This is a genomic window from Roseovarius confluentis (assembly GCF_002917925.1).
Classification (GTDB): Bacteria; Pseudomonadota; Alphaproteobacteria; order Rhodobacterales; family Rhodobacteraceae; genus Roseovarius; species Roseovarius confluentis.
This window is the reverse complement of sequence record NZ_PPFE01000002.1, coordinates 211,376-226,491: the sequence shown is the minus strand read 5'-3', so window position 1 is coordinate 226,491 and position 15,116 is coordinate 211,376. Positions and strand designations below refer to the sequence as shown.

At 62.4% G+C, this 15,116-nt stretch carries 10 protein-coding genes; 2 read left to right on the top strand and 8 right to left on the bottom strand.

Annotation, left to right across the window (positions count from 1 at the left end):
* Positions 1-7: 7 nt before the first annotated feature.
* A complete protein-coding gene (locus C2I35_RS21815) occupies positions 8-205 on the bottom strand; it encodes a hypothetical protein (RefSeq protein WP_146049976.1) in 198 nt (65 codons plus the stop codon).
* Between C2I35_RS21815 and C2I35_RS05920 the strand changes: the two genes are divergently transcribed.
* Positions 185-1,432, top strand: a complete 1,248-nt coding sequence (locus C2I35_RS05920) for a glycosyltransferase (protein ID WP_103762111.1) — start codon at positions 185-187, stop codon at positions 1,430-1,432. The two genes, C2I35_RS21815 and C2I35_RS05920, sit on opposite strands and share 21 nt — an antisense overlap.
* A gap of 19 nt (positions 1,433-1,451) precedes the next feature.
* Here the strand turns inward: C2I35_RS05920 and C2I35_RS05915 are convergent, their stop codons facing one another.
* Positions 1,452-1,940 (bottom strand): DUF3576 domain-containing protein, encoded by a 489-nt coding sequence (locus C2I35_RS05915; protein ID WP_103762110.1) that lies wholly within the window; start codon positions 1,938-1,940, stop codon positions 1,452-1,454.
* A 173-nt stretch (positions 1,941-2,113) separates the two neighbouring features.
* Here C2I35_RS05915 and C2I35_RS05910 point away from each other — a divergent pair, with 173 nt between their 5' ends.
* Positions 2,114-2,767: a YggS family pyridoxal phosphate-dependent enzyme gene (locus C2I35_RS05910; RefSeq protein WP_103762491.1), complete on the top strand. Its 654-nt coding sequence runs from the start codon at positions 2,114-2,116 to the stop codon at positions 2,765-2,767.
* 327 nt (positions 2,768-3,094) lie between these two features.
* Here C2I35_RS05910 and C2I35_RS05905 read toward each other — a convergent pair whose 3' ends face one another.
* The 6 genes from C2I35_RS05905 to rplJ all read right to left on the bottom strand — a co-directional run bounded on the left by C2I35_RS05905 (position 3,095) and on the right by rplJ (position 14,944).
* Positions 3,095-3,592, bottom strand: coding sequence for a L,D-transpeptidase family protein (locus C2I35_RS05905; protein WP_103762109.1), 498 nt, complete (start codon positions 3,590-3,592; stop codon positions 3,095-3,097).
* Positions 3,589-5,022 (bottom strand): amidase, encoded by a 1,434-nt coding sequence (locus C2I35_RS05900; RefSeq protein ID WP_103762108.1) that lies wholly within the window; start codon positions 5,020-5,022, stop codon positions 3,589-3,591. The genes C2I35_RS05905 and C2I35_RS05900 overlap by 4 nt, the downstream gene beginning before the upstream one ends.
* 126 nt (positions 5,023-5,148) lie before the next feature.
* Complete coding sequence (rpoC, locus tag C2I35_RS05895) at positions 5,149-9,390, bottom strand: DNA-directed RNA polymerase subunit beta' (RefSeq protein WP_103762107.1); 4,242 nt, start codon at positions 9,388-9,390, stop codon at positions 5,149-5,151.
* A 91-nt stretch (positions 9,391-9,481) separates the two neighbouring features.
* Positions 9,482-13,648, bottom strand: a complete 4,167-nt coding sequence (gene rpoB, locus C2I35_RS05890; RefSeq protein ID WP_103762106.1) for a DNA-directed RNA polymerase subunit beta — start codon at positions 13,646-13,648, stop codon at positions 9,482-9,484.
* Positions 13,649-13,972: 324 nt separating this feature from the next.
* The gene (gene rplL, locus C2I35_RS05885) at positions 13,973-14,353 is read right to left on the bottom strand and encodes a 50S ribosomal protein L7/L12 (protein WP_103762105.1); all 381 of its coding nucleotides are present in this window, start codon (positions 14,351-14,353) and stop codon (positions 13,973-13,975) included.
* A gap of 72 nt (positions 14,354-14,425) precedes the next feature.
* Positions 14,426-14,944, bottom strand: coding sequence for a 50S ribosomal protein L10 (gene rplJ, locus C2I35_RS05880; RefSeq protein ID WP_103762104.1), 519 nt, complete (start codon positions 14,942-14,944; stop codon positions 14,426-14,428).
* Positions 14,945-15,116 lie beyond the last annotated feature (172 nt).

The following is a 15,116-nucleotide window of genomic DNA, read 5'->3' as shown; positions in this document are numbered from 1 at the left end:
TCGTTTCTCAAACTCCAAAGCGTGATAGGGCCCCGCGCCCGCAGGGTCCAGTGCGCAGCAGGCAAAAATCGAACGCCACCTGTTTCTTGCAAGAAATCGGACCGGAAAATTCAAATTTTCCGACGCGGAATTTTGCAAAATTCCGCCCCGCAGCTATAAGCCGGAAAAACGCGCAGGCATTTGCATGAAAATCCTCTTCATCCATCAGAATTTTCCCGGCCAGTACAAACACCTTGCGCCGCTTCTGGCCTCGCGCGGGCACCAATGCGTGGCGCTGACACTCAAGGTCGACAAACCCGCCAACTGGAACGGCGTCCGCATCCTGCCGTACAAGCTGCCCAAGCGCGACGGCCAACGCCTGCACCCCTGGCTGGTCGACCTCGATACCAAGGTCACCCGCGGCGACGCGTGCTACCGCGCCGCGCGGCAGCTCAAGGAAAAAGGGTTCGAGCCGGATCTCATCCTCGCCCACCCCGGCTGGGGCGAATCGATGTTCCTGCGCGACGTCTGGCCCCAGGCGCGCCTGGCGATCTATTGCGAACTCTATCACCTCGCCGACGACACCCATCTCAACTTCGACCCCGAGTTTGCCAAGGGCGACCCCGGGCCGCAATCTCTGCGCATCCGCCTCAAGAACCTCAACAATCACCTGCATTTCCCGTTCGCGGATGCCGGCATCAGCCCCACACGCTTTCAGGCTGACACGTTCCCGGCAGAGTTTCGCGACAAGATCACCGTGTCGCATGACGGCATCGACACGCTCAATGCCTGCCCCATGCCGGATGTGCGCCTTGTCATCGACGGCCAGGTCGACGTCACGCGCGCCGACGAGGTCATCACTTTCGTCAACCGCAACCTGGAGCCCTATCGCGGCTACCACATCTTCATGCGCGCCCTGCCGCGCATCCTGCGCGAACGTCCCAATGCAAAGGTGCTGATCGTCGGCGGAGACGAGGTCAGCTACGGCGCCGCGCCGCCCAAGGGCCAGACGTGGAAGCAGATCTTCCTCGACGAGGTACGCGGCCAGATCCCGGACGCCGATTTCGCCCGCGTTCACTTCCTCGGGCGCATTCCTTACGACCAGTTCCTGCGCCTTTTGCAGGTCAGCCGCGTGCATGTCTACCTCACCTACCCATTCGTGCTCAGCTGGTCGCTGCTGGAGGCGATGTCCTGCGGCGCGGCCATCATCGCCAGCGGCACCGCGCCGGTGCGCGAGGTGATTCGCCACGACGAGACCGGCCGACTGGTGGATTTCTTCGACGGCGAAGCTCTGGTGGACGAGGTCTGCGCCCTGCTCGACGACGAAACCGCGCGTGGCAGACTGGGTGCAGCCGCGCGGCACCTGATGCGCGACAAGTACGATCTGCACACGATCTGCCTGCCGCGTCAGCTCCGCTGGATTTCGGCTGTCATGGATAACGCGCCCGTCTGACGGGCGCGCAGATGCCGGATCAGAACCGGCCTGCCTGCGTCCGCAATTGCCGCGCGCGGGTCAGGATCGCGTCCTCGATGGCGCGCTGCGTGCCCGCCGCAACCGGGCCGCTCTGCGATTGCAACGCCACGTTCAGCGCGCGCGCATCCAGCGCCGGATCGCTGATCAGGACGGTCGCGCGATAGGCGCGCCCGCCGCCCGGCGGTCTGCCGTAGCCGGTCGAAATCACGCCGGTGAACGGGTCCGCGCTTTGCACCGGAAGGAAGTCCAGAACCTCCAGCGAAGCGGTCCACAGGAAACGGTTCACCCGAATACCGGCAGAGCCGTCGCTCTTGAACGCATCGAACAGGCTGGTGCCCCCGGTCGCGGACGTCGGTGTCTGGTTCGGCCCGCCTTCTACGCGGTAGGCCTCGGGATCCAGCTTGCCATTCCTGAACGCACTGCAAGAGGCCAGAAGCCCCACACTCGCCAACAGCACAACCGCGCTTTTCAAAGGGGATTTGAACATTCCACCACCCGTTCCAGTTTTCCCTTCATTATCCAACCATACCAACATCGGCAAGGTTGTTTCCCGGTCCAGTGACCGAATGGATCGCAACTGTGGTCCACGGGCGTGCGGATTTGCGCAAGCGCCGCACCTGTGGCACTAAGCGGGCAGCCGAAATCACCCGGAATCCCATGATGAGTCTGCATGACATCCAAGCCCGCATCGCGACCGCAGAAAAAGACGCCGGGCGCAACCCCGGATCGGTTGAACTGATCGCCGTTTCCAAGGTCCAGCCGAACGAACGGATCACTGCCGTGCTGGACGAAGGCCACCGCATTTTCGGCGAAAACCGCGTTCAGGAAGCGGCCGGGAAATGGCCGGATTTCAAGGAACGGTATGAAGGTGTCGAGCTACACCTCATCGGCCCGCTTCAGACCAACAAGGCACGGCAGGCGTTCGATCTGTTCGACACGATCCATTCCGTAGACCGGCCCAAGCTGGCCAAGACCATCGCGCGCCTGGCGCAGGAGGAAGGCCACTGCCCCGGCCTCTTCATCCAGGTCAACACCGGCGAAGAGGACCAGAAGGCCGGTATCCTGCCCGCCGATGCGGACGCATTCATCGCCGACTGTCGTGTGCTCAATCTGCCGCTCGAAGGGCTCATGTGCATTCCCCCCGTCGACGAGGAACCCAGCCTGCATTTCAGCCTCTTGGCCAAGATCGCCGAACGCAACGGGCTTTCGGGTCTGTCGATGGGCATGAGCGGCGATTTCGAGCGCGCCATCGCGCTTGGCGCCACGCATGTCCGCGTCGGCAGCGCAATTTTTGGCGAACGCGACTACGACTAAACGCAGGTTACGACCCCTGTCCTGACCTGACCTTTGCTGCAATCCGTCACCTGGACCCAAGACAGTTTCGTGGGCCTATTCGGGTCCGTTTCTACCGCCGTCGCGATTTAGACCAGAATGGACAGAGCCGAGTTCACCTTCAGCTTCGACTGGGGCGCCCTCCCGCACGGCACCGCCAAGGCACGCCGCGAATACCCGGAGTAACGCCGGGACCAAAAGTCTTTCAAAGACTTTTGACAATTTCCTTTCAAAGGAAATTGCCGCGCCGATGGCACCGACGCGTTGCCACCCGGATACCGACGCGATACCGACATGCGTTTCGCGGCGTCACCCCGGCACGACCAGCCGCGTCCCCAAGGTAATCCTTCCCGCGATCCAGCGCAGGTGATCCGGCCGGAACGCCACGCATCCCGCCGTCGGAAACCCCGGCCGACGCCAGCGATGCAGAAAGATGCAAGACCCCTTGCCGCGCTCTGCCCGCGGCCAGTTCCAGTCGGTGACGATCACCATGTCATAAAGCGGATCGCACCGCCGCAACACCTCGTGCGAATGTGGGTAAGGTCTTGAAACCATGAGGTTGTAATCCTCGTGCCCGGGATCATCCGACCACAAATCACCGGGCCGGATCGGCACCGCCCAGTCCGCGGGCCTTGCCATCCGGTCGGGACGATAGAGCATCCCGACGATCCGGTGCGTGCCCACTGGTGTCGCGCCGTCCCCCTCGCGCTTGTCGCGGGACAGCCCGCCACGCCCGATCGTGCAGGGAAAGCGGCGCCCCATGAAGCGCACACCCTTCGGTGTCAGAACCAGATCCTCGGGCGTCATTGCGCAACCCCTCCGGGACGTTTGACACCGGTCAGGAACAGGTCCGGCACCATTTTTTCATACAGATAAGCCGCCTCGAAAACCCGCGCATCGTCAAAGGTGGGCCCCACGATCTGCATCCCCGTCGGCACCCCGTGCCGGTCCTGCCCGGTGGGCACCGACATGACAGGGCAATTGTGCAGCATGTTGAACTGATGCGTCAGGACCCAGCCGTATTCCGGGTCAACCTCCTGCCCGGCGACCTCGAAACCGGGGCCTATCGGATCATGATCCGCCCGCACGCAGCCCACCGATAAGGTCGGGCAGATGAACACGTCCGCCGCGTCGAGGATCGCACCCATTCGCTGGTACATCTCATGCTGCGCCTCCCAGGATCGCGCCACATCATCCGGCCCCAGCCGCGCCGCCGCCTCTGCGGTGGCGATGGCGTAATCCGTCATCCGGTCGCCGTATTCCTCCAGCGCCCAAAGTGGTGCACGCCCGAAATGCATTGCCAGGTACCACTGCATCGCGGCGCGGTCGACGCGTTGATCCCAACCCAACTCCACCGGCGTCACGTCACAGCCCGCCTGCCGGAAAACATCCAATGCCGCCAGCGTGTTGTCCCGCACGTCGCCGTCGATCGGGACATATCCAAGATCCATCGAATATGCGATTTTCATCGGTCGCCCGCGCCCTTCCAGCGGCAGCACCACGCGGTCCCTCAGGCTGTCGTGATCCCGTGGATGCGGGCCCGAAACGATGTTCTGCCCCAATGCGCAATCCGTCACGCTCCGGCTCAGGAAACCGCAATGATTGTAGCGGTCGAAATTCGCCGGCGGCCCGTCCGGATTGCGCCCGTGCGGCGGCTTGTACCCCACCAATCCGCAGGCGCTGGCCGGGATCCGGATCGACCCGCCGATATCGGTGCCCATGGCCAGCGGTACCATCCCCGCCGCCAGCGCCGCCGCCGACCCGCCCGAAGACCCGCCCGGGCTGTAATCAAGGTTGAAAGGGTTGCGTGTCACCCCGAACCTCTCGGACCGGCAGACGCCCGACAGGCAGAATTCCGGCGTGGTGGTGCGGGCCGGGATGATCGCTCCCGCCGCCAACAAGCGCTCGATCATCGGATCCGACTGCGTTTCGACCTCGTGCCCCATCGACCAAGACCCTTGCGTGGTGCGTTGTCCCTGCACTCGCTGCGCATCCTTGACCGCTACTGGTAGGCCTTCTAGTGCGCGGGCCTTGCCGTTCGCATAAGCAGTTTCGGCACCGCGCGCCGCGTCCAGCGCGTCGTCGAAAAAGGCTTCGGTATAGGCGTTCAGGTCGGGATTTACGGCCTCAGTCCGGACAATCAGCGCCTCCAGATACGCAACTGGCGACAGGTCGCGCGCCTTGAACCGGGCCAGGACATCCCTCGCGGAAAGATAGCAAAGATCATTTTCGGTCATGGCGACTCCCACACGGTCACCATGTCGAAAACCGATGACGGTTGAAAGCCCGACGAAGCAACCGGCATCCCTGAAACGAAAAAGGCCCCGCCAGTGACGGGGCCTTTCTCAATTCTGTTGCGCGGATCAGTCCTCGCGGCTCTCCGGCGTTTCGACCAGCGTGTCGAACTCGTCGCCACCGACCACGTCGTCCACCGGGGCGGCCAGCGCGGCGGCCGCTTCGGCCTCCTCGCGACGCGCCTCGATCACCACGTTGTCACGCTGCTGCGCGATCTGGCGCATGTTCAGCGTCGCACCGCCGGTACCGGCCGGGATCAGACGACCCACGATGACGTTTTCCTTCAGGCCCACCAGCTTGTCGCGCTTGCCCTGAACCGAGGCTTCGGTCAGAACCCGCGTCGTCTCCTGGAACGAGGCCGCCGAGATGAAGCTGCGGGTCTGCAGCGACGCCTTGGTGATCCCCAGAAGGATCGGCTCACCCTGCGCCGGGCGCTTGCCACGGGCAAGCGCCTTCTCGTTGGCCGCGTCGAACTCTGCCTTGTCGACATGCTCGCCCTTCAGAAGCGTGGTTTCACCTGAATCCTGGATCTCCCACTTCTGCAGCATCTGGCGCACGACAACCTCGATGTGCTTGTCGTTGATCTTCACACCCTGCAGGCGATAGACGTCCTGAACCTCGTCGATCATGTAATCGGCGAGCGCCTCGACACCCATGATTGACAGGATGTCATGCGGCGCCGGGTTGCCGTCCATGATGTAGTCACCCTTCTGGACATAGTCACCTTCCTGAACCGGAATGTGCTTGCCCTTGGGCACCATGTACTCGACCGGCTCCATCGACTCGTCGGCAGGCTCGATGCTGATACGGCGCTTGTTCTTGTAGTCGCGCCCATAGCGAACGTAGCCGTCGATTTCGGCGATGATGGCGTGGTCCTTGGGGCGGCGCGCCTCGAAAAGCTCGGCCACACGCGGCAGACCACCGGTGATGTCCTTGGTCTTGGCGCCTTCCCGCGGAATACGCGCAACCACGTCACCCGCATGCACTTCCTGACCTTCTTCGATGGACAGGATCGCATCCACCGACATCGGATAGGTCACCGGGTTACCCGCGTCATTGCGGACCGGCTCGCCATCCTTGTCGGCGATCAGGATCTCGGGCTTCAGCTCGTTGCCCTTGGGCGCTGCACGCCAGTCGGACACGATCTTCTGCGTCATGCCGGTGGCATCATCGGTCACGTCACGCACCGACACACCCACGGTCAGGTCGACGAACTTCGCCGTACCGCTCTTCTCGGCCAGGATCGGCAGGGTATAGGGATCCCACTCGAACAGCTTGTCGCCACGTGCCACGCTGTCGCCGTCCTTGACGAACAGCTTGGTGCCATAGCCAACCTTGTGGCTGGCCAGTTCGACATCCTTCTCGCCCTTGATCAACACTTTCATGTTGCGGCCCATGACCAGCGTCTCGCCGCTGGAGTTTTCCAGTGTCTGGGCGTTCTCGAACGCGATCTTGCCGCCTTGGCTGGCCTCCAGGAAGGATTGCTGACCACCCTGAGCGACGCCGCCGATGTGGAAGGTCCGCATCGTCAGCTGCGTGCCCGGCTCACCGATCGACTGCGCCGCGATGATGCCCACGGCCTCGCCGGTGTTCACCATCGTACCGCGCGCCAGGTCACGACCATAGCACATCGCACAGACGCCATCTTCGGCCTCGCAGGTCAGCGGGCTGCGGATACGTGCGGTCTGCACGGCGGCCTGGTCGACAGCGTCCGACAGACGTTCGTCAATCAGCTGGCCTTCGGCCACGATCACTTCGCCCGACACCGGGTTCACGATGTCCTCGGCCGCGACACGGCCCAGCACACGTTCTGCCAGCGACGCCACGATCTCACCGTCGTTGACGGCAGGTTCCGCAGTGATCGCGCGGTCGGTACCGCAATCATGCTCGCGCACGATGCAATCCTGCGCCACGTCCACCAGACGCCGGGTCAGGTAACCCGAGTTCGCCGTCTTCAACGCGGTGTCAGACAGACCTTTCCGCGCGCCGTGAGTCGAGTTGAAGTATTCAAGAACGGTCAGACCTTCCTTGAAGTTCGAGATGATCGGCGTCTCGATGATGTCGCCGTTCGGCTTGGCCATCAGGCCGCGCATGCCGCCCAGCTGTTTCATCTGCGTGACCGAGCCACGAGCACCCGAGTGCGCCATCATGTAGACGCTGTTGGGTTCCGCGACGGCGCCACTTTCGTCCTTCACCTCGGCCGAGATGGAGCCCATCATCGCCTCGGTGACCTGGTCGTTACATTTCGACCAGGCGTCGACCACCTTGTTGTACTTCTCGCCCTGGGTGATCAGACCGTCCATGTACTGCTGTTCAAAGCCTTTGACCTGCTCACGGGTTTCTTCCACGATGCCCCACTTGCCGTCAGGGATCACCATGTCGTCCTTGCCGAACGAGATGCCGGCGCGGAACGCTTCCTTGAAGCCCATGCTCATGATCTGGTCACAGAAGATGACCGACTCTTTCTGACCGCAATAGCGATAGACGGTGTCGATGACCTGCTGCACCTCTTTCTTGCGCAGCAGCTTGTTGACCAGCTCGAACGGCGCCTTGGCGTTCATCGGCAGCAAGCCCCCGATACGTACCCGGCCCGGCGTGGTCTCGAAGCGTTGGATCACCTCCTGCCCGGTCTCATCGATCTGGGGCAGACGTGCGTTGATCTTGGCGTGCAGGTGCACCTCGCCGGAATCCAGCGCGTGCTGCACCTCGTCGACCGAGGCAAAGCTCATGCCTTCGCCCTTCATGCCTTCGCGCATGATCGAGGTATAGTAGAGCCCCAGGACCATGTCCTGCGACGGCACGATGATCGGCGCGCCGTTGGCGGGCGACAGAACGTTGTTCGTCGACATCATCAGAACCCGCGCTTCCAGCTGTGCCTCAAGGCTCAGCGGCACGTGCACGGCCATCTGGTCACCGTCGAAGTCGGCGTTGAAGGCCGAGCAGACCAGCGGGTGAAGCTGGATCGCCTTGCCTTCGATCAGCGTGGGCTCGAACGCCTGGATGCCCAGGCGGTGCAGCGTCGGCGCACGGTTCAGCATGACCGGGTGCTCGCGGATCACCTCGTCCAGGATGTCCCAGACTTCGGGGCGCTCTTTTTCCACCAGCTTCTTGGCCTGCTTCACGGTGCTCGACAGGCCCTTGGCCTCCAGACGCGAATAGATGAACGGCTTGAACAGCTCGAGCGCCATCTTCTTGGGCAGGCCGCACTGGTGCAGCTTCAGTTCCGGCCCGGTCACGATGACCGACCGGCCCGAGAAGTCGACGCGCTTGCCCAGAAGGTTCTGGCGGAAGCGGCCCTGCTTGCCTTTCAGCATGTCCGACAAAGATTTCAGCGGACGCTTGTTGGCGCCGGTGATCACACGGCCACGACGGCCATTGTCAAACAGAGCATCGACGGATTCCTGAAGCATCCGCTTTTCGTTACGCACGATGATATCGGGCGCACGAAGCTCGATCAGCCGCTTCAGGCGGTTGTTCCGGTTGATCACCCGGCGATACAGGTCGTTCAGGTCCGACGTCGCGAACCGGCCACCGTCCAGCGGCACCAGCGGGCGCAGTTCCGGCGGAATGACCGGAATGACCGTCATAACCATCCATTCCGGACGGTTGCCGGACTCGATGAAGCTCTCGACGACTTTCAGACGCTTGATGATCTTCTTCGGCTTCAGCTCGCCCGTGGCCTCGGCCAGGTCGGCGCGCAGGTTCTCGGCCTCGGATTCAAGGTCGATATTCGCCAGCATGTCGCGGATCGCCTCGGCGCCGATATTGGCTGTGAAGGCATCCATGCCATACGCGTCCTGCGCATCCATGAATTCCTCTTCCGTCAGCATCTGGCCATAGGTCAGGTCCGTCAGGCCCGGCTCGATCACCACGTAGTTCTCGAAGTAGAGCACGCGTTCCAGATCGCGCAGCGTCATATCCAGCATCAGGCCGATGCGGCTGGGCAGCGACTTCAGGAACCAGATATGCGCGCAAGGAGCCGCCAGTTCGATATGACCCATCCGCTCGCGGCGGACCTTCTGCAGCGTGACTTCCACGCCGCATTTTTCGCAGACGACGCCGCGATACTTCATGCGCTTGTATTTGCCGCACAGGCACTCGTAGTCCTTGATCGGGCCGAAGATACGCGCACAGAACAGGCCGTCACGCTCGGGCTTGAACGTGCGGTAGTTGATGGTTTCCGGCTTCTTGATCTCGCCATACGACCAAGACAGGATGCGTTCCGGGCTGGCCAGCGACACCTTGATTTCGTCGAACACCTTCGCCGGTGCGGCGGGGTTGAACGGGTTGTTTGTCAGTTCTTGGTTCATTTCGAATTCCTAAAAAAGAGGAGCGTAGGAGGGACGACGCGAGGGTTTCACCCACCCTACGATTGGCCCGTAGGGTGGGTGACAACCCACGTTATTCCGCCGCGATGTCGGAAGACGGGTCTTCCTCGTCATCCTCCGCGTCCAACAGCTCCATATTCAGGCCCAGGCCACGGACTTCCTTCACGAGAACGTTGAAGCTCTCCGGCACGCCGGCCTCGAAGTTGTCCTCGCCCTTGACGATCGACTCGTAGACCTTGGTCCGGCCTGCCACGTCGTCCGACTTGACGGTCAGCATCTCCTGCAGGGTGTAGGCGGCGCCGTACGCTTCCAGCGCCCAGACCTCCATTTCCCCGAAACGCTGGCCACCGAACTGCGCCTTGCCGCCCAGCGGTTGCTGGGTCACCAGGCTGTACGGCCCGGTCGAGCGCGCGTGGATCTTGTCGTCCACCAGGTGGTGCAGCTTCAGCAGGTACTTGACGCCCACGGTCACGGGACGTGCAAACTGCTCGCCCGTGCGCCCGTCGAACAGGACCGACTGACCGCTTTCGTCGAAACCGGCCCGCTTCAGCGCGTCGTTGACGTCAGGCTCCTTCGCGCCGTCGAAGACCGGCGTCGCGATCGGAACACCGCGCGTCACGTTGCCCGCCGCCTCGATCAGCGCCGCCTCGTCCATGTTGGCGATGCCCTCGTCATAGACATCGTCACCATAGGCGTGGTGCATCGCTTCGCGCACAGGCGTCAGGTCACCGGTGCGGCGATAGTCCTGCAGCGCCTCGTCGATCTTGATGCCAAGGCCGCGCGCGGCCCAGCCCATATGGGTCTCAAGAATCTGACCGACGTTCATCCGCGACGGCACACCCAACGGGTTGAGGCAGAAATCGACCGGCGTGCCGTCCGACAGGAACGGCATGTCTTCCATCGGTACGACCTTGGAGATCACGCCCTTGTTGCCGTGACGGCCGGCCATCTTGTCGCCCGGCTGAAGCTTGCGCTTCACGGCGATGAAGACCTTGACCATCTTCATCACGCCCGGCGGCAGGTCGTCGCCCCGGCGCACCTTCTCGACCTTGTCCTCGAAACGGGCATCGAGAGTGCGTTTCTGCGCCTCGTACTGCTCGTTCAGGGCCTCGACGATCTGCGCGTCCTTCTCGTCCTTCAGCGCAAGCTGCCACCATTGGCCACGGCTCAGCGTTTCCAGCAATTCCTCGGTGATTTCCGAGTTCGCCTTGACGCCCTTGGGGCCTTTCACGGCGGTCTTGCCGAGGATCAGCGATTTCAGACGGGCATAGATGTTGCGATCCAGGATCGCCAGCTCGTCGTCGCGGTCGCGCGCCAGGCGCTCGACCTCTTCACGCTCGATCTGCAGCGCACGCTCGTCTTTTTCGACGCCGTGACGGTTGAAGACGCGCACTTCCACGACCGTGCCGTAGTCGCCCGGCTTCACGCGCAGCGAGGTGTCGCGCACGTCAGACGCCTTCTCACCAAAGATGGCGCGGAGCAGTTTTTCCTCCGGCGTCATCGGGCTTTCACCCTTCGGCGTGATCTTACCCACAAGGATATCGCCTGGCTCCACGTCGGCGCCGATATAGACGATGCCCGCCTCGTCGAGGTTGCGCAGGGCTTCCTCGCCGACGTTCGGGATGTCGCGGGTGATCTCTTCCGGTCCCAGCTTGGTGTCGCGGGCGGCCACTTCGAATTCCTCGATATGGATCGAGGTGAACACGTCATCCCGTGCGATCCGCTCGGAGATCAGGATCGAGTCTTCGAAGTTGTAGCCGTTCCACGGCATGAACGCGACCAGCACGTTCTTGCCCAGCGCCAGTTCACCCAGGTCGGTCGACGGCCCGTCGGCGACAACTTCGCCCTTCTGCACCGTGTCGCCCACCTTCACCAGCGGCTGCTGGTTGATACAGGTGTTCTGGTTCGAGCGCTGGAACTTCCGCATCCGGTAAATGTCCACGCCCGGGTCGCCGATCTCCAGATCCTCGGTGGCCCGGATCACGATCCGGCTTGCGTCCACCTGGTCGATCACACCGGCACGACGCGCCAGAACCGACGCGCCCGAGTCGCGGGCCACGACACCCTCGATCCCGGTGCCGACCAGCGGCGCCTCAGAGCGTAGCGTGGGAACCGCCTGCCGTTGCATGTTCGACCCCATCAGGGCGCGGTTGGCGTCGTCGTTTTCCAGGAACGGGATCAGCGAGGCCGCGACCGACACCAGCTGTTTCGGGCTGACGTCGATCAGGTCCACGTGATCCACCGGGGCCAGCATGTATTCGCCGGATTGCCGCGTGTTGACCATCTCGTTGACGAACTTGCCGCTGTCATCCAGCGTCGCGTTGGCCTGCGCCACGGTGTGCCGCATTTCCTCGGTCGCCGACATGTAGGTCACGTCGTCGGTCACCTGCCCGCCTTCGACCTTGCGGTAAGGCGTTTCGATGAAACCGTACTTGTTGACCCGCGCAAACGTGGCAAGGCTGTTGATGAGACCGATGTTCGGGCCTTCCGGCGTCTCGATCGGGCACATCCGGCCATAGTGGGTCGGGTGCACGTCGCGCACCTCGAAGCCCGCGCGCTCGCGGGTCAAGCCGCCCGGTCCAAGCGCCGACAGGCGGCGTTTGTGCGTCACTTCCGACAGCGGGTTGGTCTGGTCCATGAACTGGCTGAGCTGCGACGAGCCGAAGAACTCGCGCACGGCAGCGGCAGCAGGCTTCGCGTTGATCAGGTCCTGCGGCATCACCGTGTCGATCTCGACCGACGACATGCGTTCCTTGATCGCGCGTTCCATCCGCAGAAGGCCGACGCGATACTGGTTTTCCATCAGCTCACCGACCGAGCGGACCCGGCGGTTGCCAAGGTGGTCGATATCGTCGATGTCACCCTTGCCGTCGCGCAGTTCCACCAGCGCCTTGACGCAGGCCACGATGTCCGACCGGTCCAGCGTGCGCTGCGTGTCCGGCTTGTCGAGGTTCAGCCGCATGTTCATCTTCACCCGGCCCACGGCGCTCAGGTCATAGCGCTCGGAATCGAAGAACAGCGTGTCGAAGAGCGCGCTTGCGGCTTCCTCGGTGGGCGGCTCGCCCGGGCGCATGACGCGGTAGATATCCATGAGCGCGGTTTCGCGGTTCATGTTCTTGTCCTGCGCCATGGTATTGCGCATGTACGGACCAACATTGATGTTGTCGATGTCCAGCACCGGGATATCGGTGATGCCCGCCTCGATCAGCTCCTGCACGGTGCCGCCGATGATCTCGCCATCCTTGTCGCGCTCGATCGTCAGCTCGTCCCCGGCTTCGACATAGATCGCGCCGGTTTCCTCGTTGAGGATGTCGCGCGCCACGAACTTGCCCGCGATCTGCTCGTAAGGCACCAGCAGTTCGGTGACTTCGCCTTCGTCGATCAGCTTCTTGACCGCGCGCGGCGTGACCTTCTTGCCCGCCTCGGCAATCACTTCTCCGGACTTGGCGTCGACAAGGTCATAGGTCGGACGCGTGCCGCGCACGCGCTCGGGGAAGAACTTGGTGGCCCAGCCCTTTTTCTTCTTCAGCTTGTAATCGACCGTATCGTAATAGGCCGTCATGATGTCTTCCTGGTCCAGCCCCAGCGCATAGAGGAGCGTGGTCACAGGCAGTTTGCGGCGGCGGTCGATCCGGGCGAACACGATGTCCTTGGCGTCGAACTCGAAGTCCAGCCAGCTGCCGCGGTAGGGAATGATGCGGCAGGCGAACAGCAGTTTGCCGGACGAGTGCGTCTTGCCCTTGTCATGGTCGAAGAACACACCGGGCGAACGGTGCATCTGGGAAACGATCACGCGCTCGGTTCCGTTGACCACGAAGGTACCGTTGGGCGTCATCAGGGGCATGTCGCCCATGAAGACGTCCTGTTCCTTGATGTCCTTCACGGACTTGGCGCCGGTGTCCTCGTCCACGTCGAACACGATCAGCCGCAGCGTCACCTTCAACGGGGCGCTATACGTCATGTCGCGCTGCATGCACTCCTCGACGTCGTATTTCGGCTTTTCCAGCTCGTAATCGACAAATTCGAGAACCGCGGTCTCGTTGAAATCCTTGATCGGGAACACCGACTGAAAGACGCCCTTGATGCCTTCGCCGTCCATGGGCTCGGGCTGGTCGCCGGATTTCAGGAAAAGATCATACGAGGATTTCTGCACCTCGATGAGGTTCGGCATCTCCAGAACTTCACGGATTTTGCCATAATATTTACGAAGACGTTTCTGGCCAAGGAAGCTTTGCGCCATGTGACAAGTCACCTTTCATTTCTCACCGGTCCTGCACGCTGTCGGGCCACAGCGGCAGAGCCACCCGAGAGAGGCGGGAACGATCCATTCTTGGCCCCAATCCCACAAGGGGCCACCCGATCGTTGAACCTCGCCTGAGAGAGGGTCTCGCCCGAACATGTCGTGGCGCGGCGCAAGGCCCTCTCTGAGACAGGTTCGGCTGGACCGGGATTTTGCCCGGTCCAGCCTGTTTTCATACGATCCCGCCGCGGATTTGATCCGGGACGTCGTCACATCGGCGAGAGATCCCGGATCAGGTCCGGGATAATCCCGCCGACGCCGGGATCACTTGAGTTCGACTTCGGCGCCAGCTGCTTCCAGCTTGCCCTTGATGTCGTCTGCTTCGGCCTTGTCGACGCCTTCCTTGACGGCTTTGCCGCCGGCTTCGACCAGGTCTTTCGCTTCCTTGAGGCCCAGGCCGGTGATGGCGCGGACTTCCTTGATCACGTTGATCTTGGAGGCGCCGGCCGACTTCAGGATGACGTCGAATTCGGTTTGCTCTTCGGCCGCGTCGCCGCCGCCTGCATCCGCCGGGCCCGCCATCATGACAGCGCCGCCGGAAGCGGGCTCGATGCCGTACTCGTCTTTCAGGATGGTTTTCAGTTCTTGTGCTTCGAGAAGCGTCAGACCAACGATCTCTTCAGCAAGTTTTTTCAGATCAGCCATTTTTCAGCTCTTTCCGTTCTAAGATGTGTTCCAACGTCGGTATTGCAACCCGTACGCAGGACTTGCAGTTGCTTACGCTGCTTCCGCCTTCTCTTCGATGGTCGAAAGGATGCTCGCGATGTTGCTTGCAGGTGCGCCGATCGCACCGGCGATGTTCGAAGCGGGTGCGCCAAGCATGCCGGCGATGGTGGAGATAAGCTCCTCGCGCGACGGCAGTTTCGACGTGGCTTCGACACCGGCCCGGTCCAGGGCCGTCTCACCCATGGCGCCACCAAGGATTTCAAACTTCTTGTTGTCCTTGGCGAAACCTTCCGCGACCTTGGCTGCTGCCACGGGGTCTTCGGAAAAGGTGAGCACGGTCATGCCCGAGAGGTAATCCGCAATGCTTGCGCACGGCTTGCCCTCAAGGGCGATCTTTGCGAGCCTGTTCTTGGCAACGCGAACAGATGCTTCGGCCTCGCGCGCACGGGCGCGCAGGTCTTGCATCTCCGCAACTGTAAGGCCTTCGTAGTGGGCAACCACAACGACGCCAGAGCTTTCGAAGATCTGGCCGAGTTCGTCGACCACTTTCTCTTTCTGGGCTCTATCCACAGTTTCACTCCAAATTTGGGGGTGTCCCCCGGCTCAGTACCACCGGGCCACTCACGACCCGGCAAAGGGTCCGCTAACGGGGCTGAGCCAGCCGGGGCACGCCTTGATACCAAGGAGAACCTCGAGAATTCTGGTCTTTCCCGTCTCAGGCAGGATTTATGACCGGCATATC

Coding starts and splice junctions, on each gene's coding strand:
- C2I35_RS05915 (WP_103762110.1), bottom strand. CDS start 1,940: ATGTTCAAATCCCCTTTGAAAAGCGCGGTTGTGCTGTTGGCGAGTGTG.
- rpoB (WP_103762106.1), bottom strand. CDS start 13,648: ATGGCGCAAAGCTTCCTTGGCCAGAAACGTCTTCGTAAATATTATGGC.
- C2I35_RS05900 (WP_103762108.1), bottom strand. CDS start 5,022: ATGACCGAAAATGATCTTTGCTATCTTTCCGCGAGGGATGTCCTGGCC.
- C2I35_RS05905 (WP_103762109.1), bottom strand. CDS start 3,592: ATGACGCCCGAGGATCTGGTTCTGACACCGAAGGGTGTGCGCTTCATG.
- rpoC (WP_103762107.1), bottom strand. CDS start 9,390: ATGAACCAAGAACTGACAAACAACCCGTTCAACCCCGCCGCACCGGCG.
- C2I35_RS05920 (WP_103762111.1), top strand. CDS start 185: ATGAAAATCCTCTTCATCCATCAGAATTTTCCCGGCCAGTACAAACAC.
- C2I35_RS21815 (WP_146049976.1), bottom strand. CDS start 205: ATGGATGAAGAGGATTTTCATGCAAATGCCTGCGCGTTTTTCCGGCTT.
- rplL (WP_103762105.1), bottom strand. CDS start 14,353: ATGGCTGATCTGAAAAAACTTGCTGAAGAGATCGTTGGTCTGACGCTT.
- C2I35_RS05910 (WP_103762491.1), top strand. CDS start 2,114: ATGAGTCTGCATGACATCCAAGCCCGCATCGCGACCGCAGAAAAAGAC.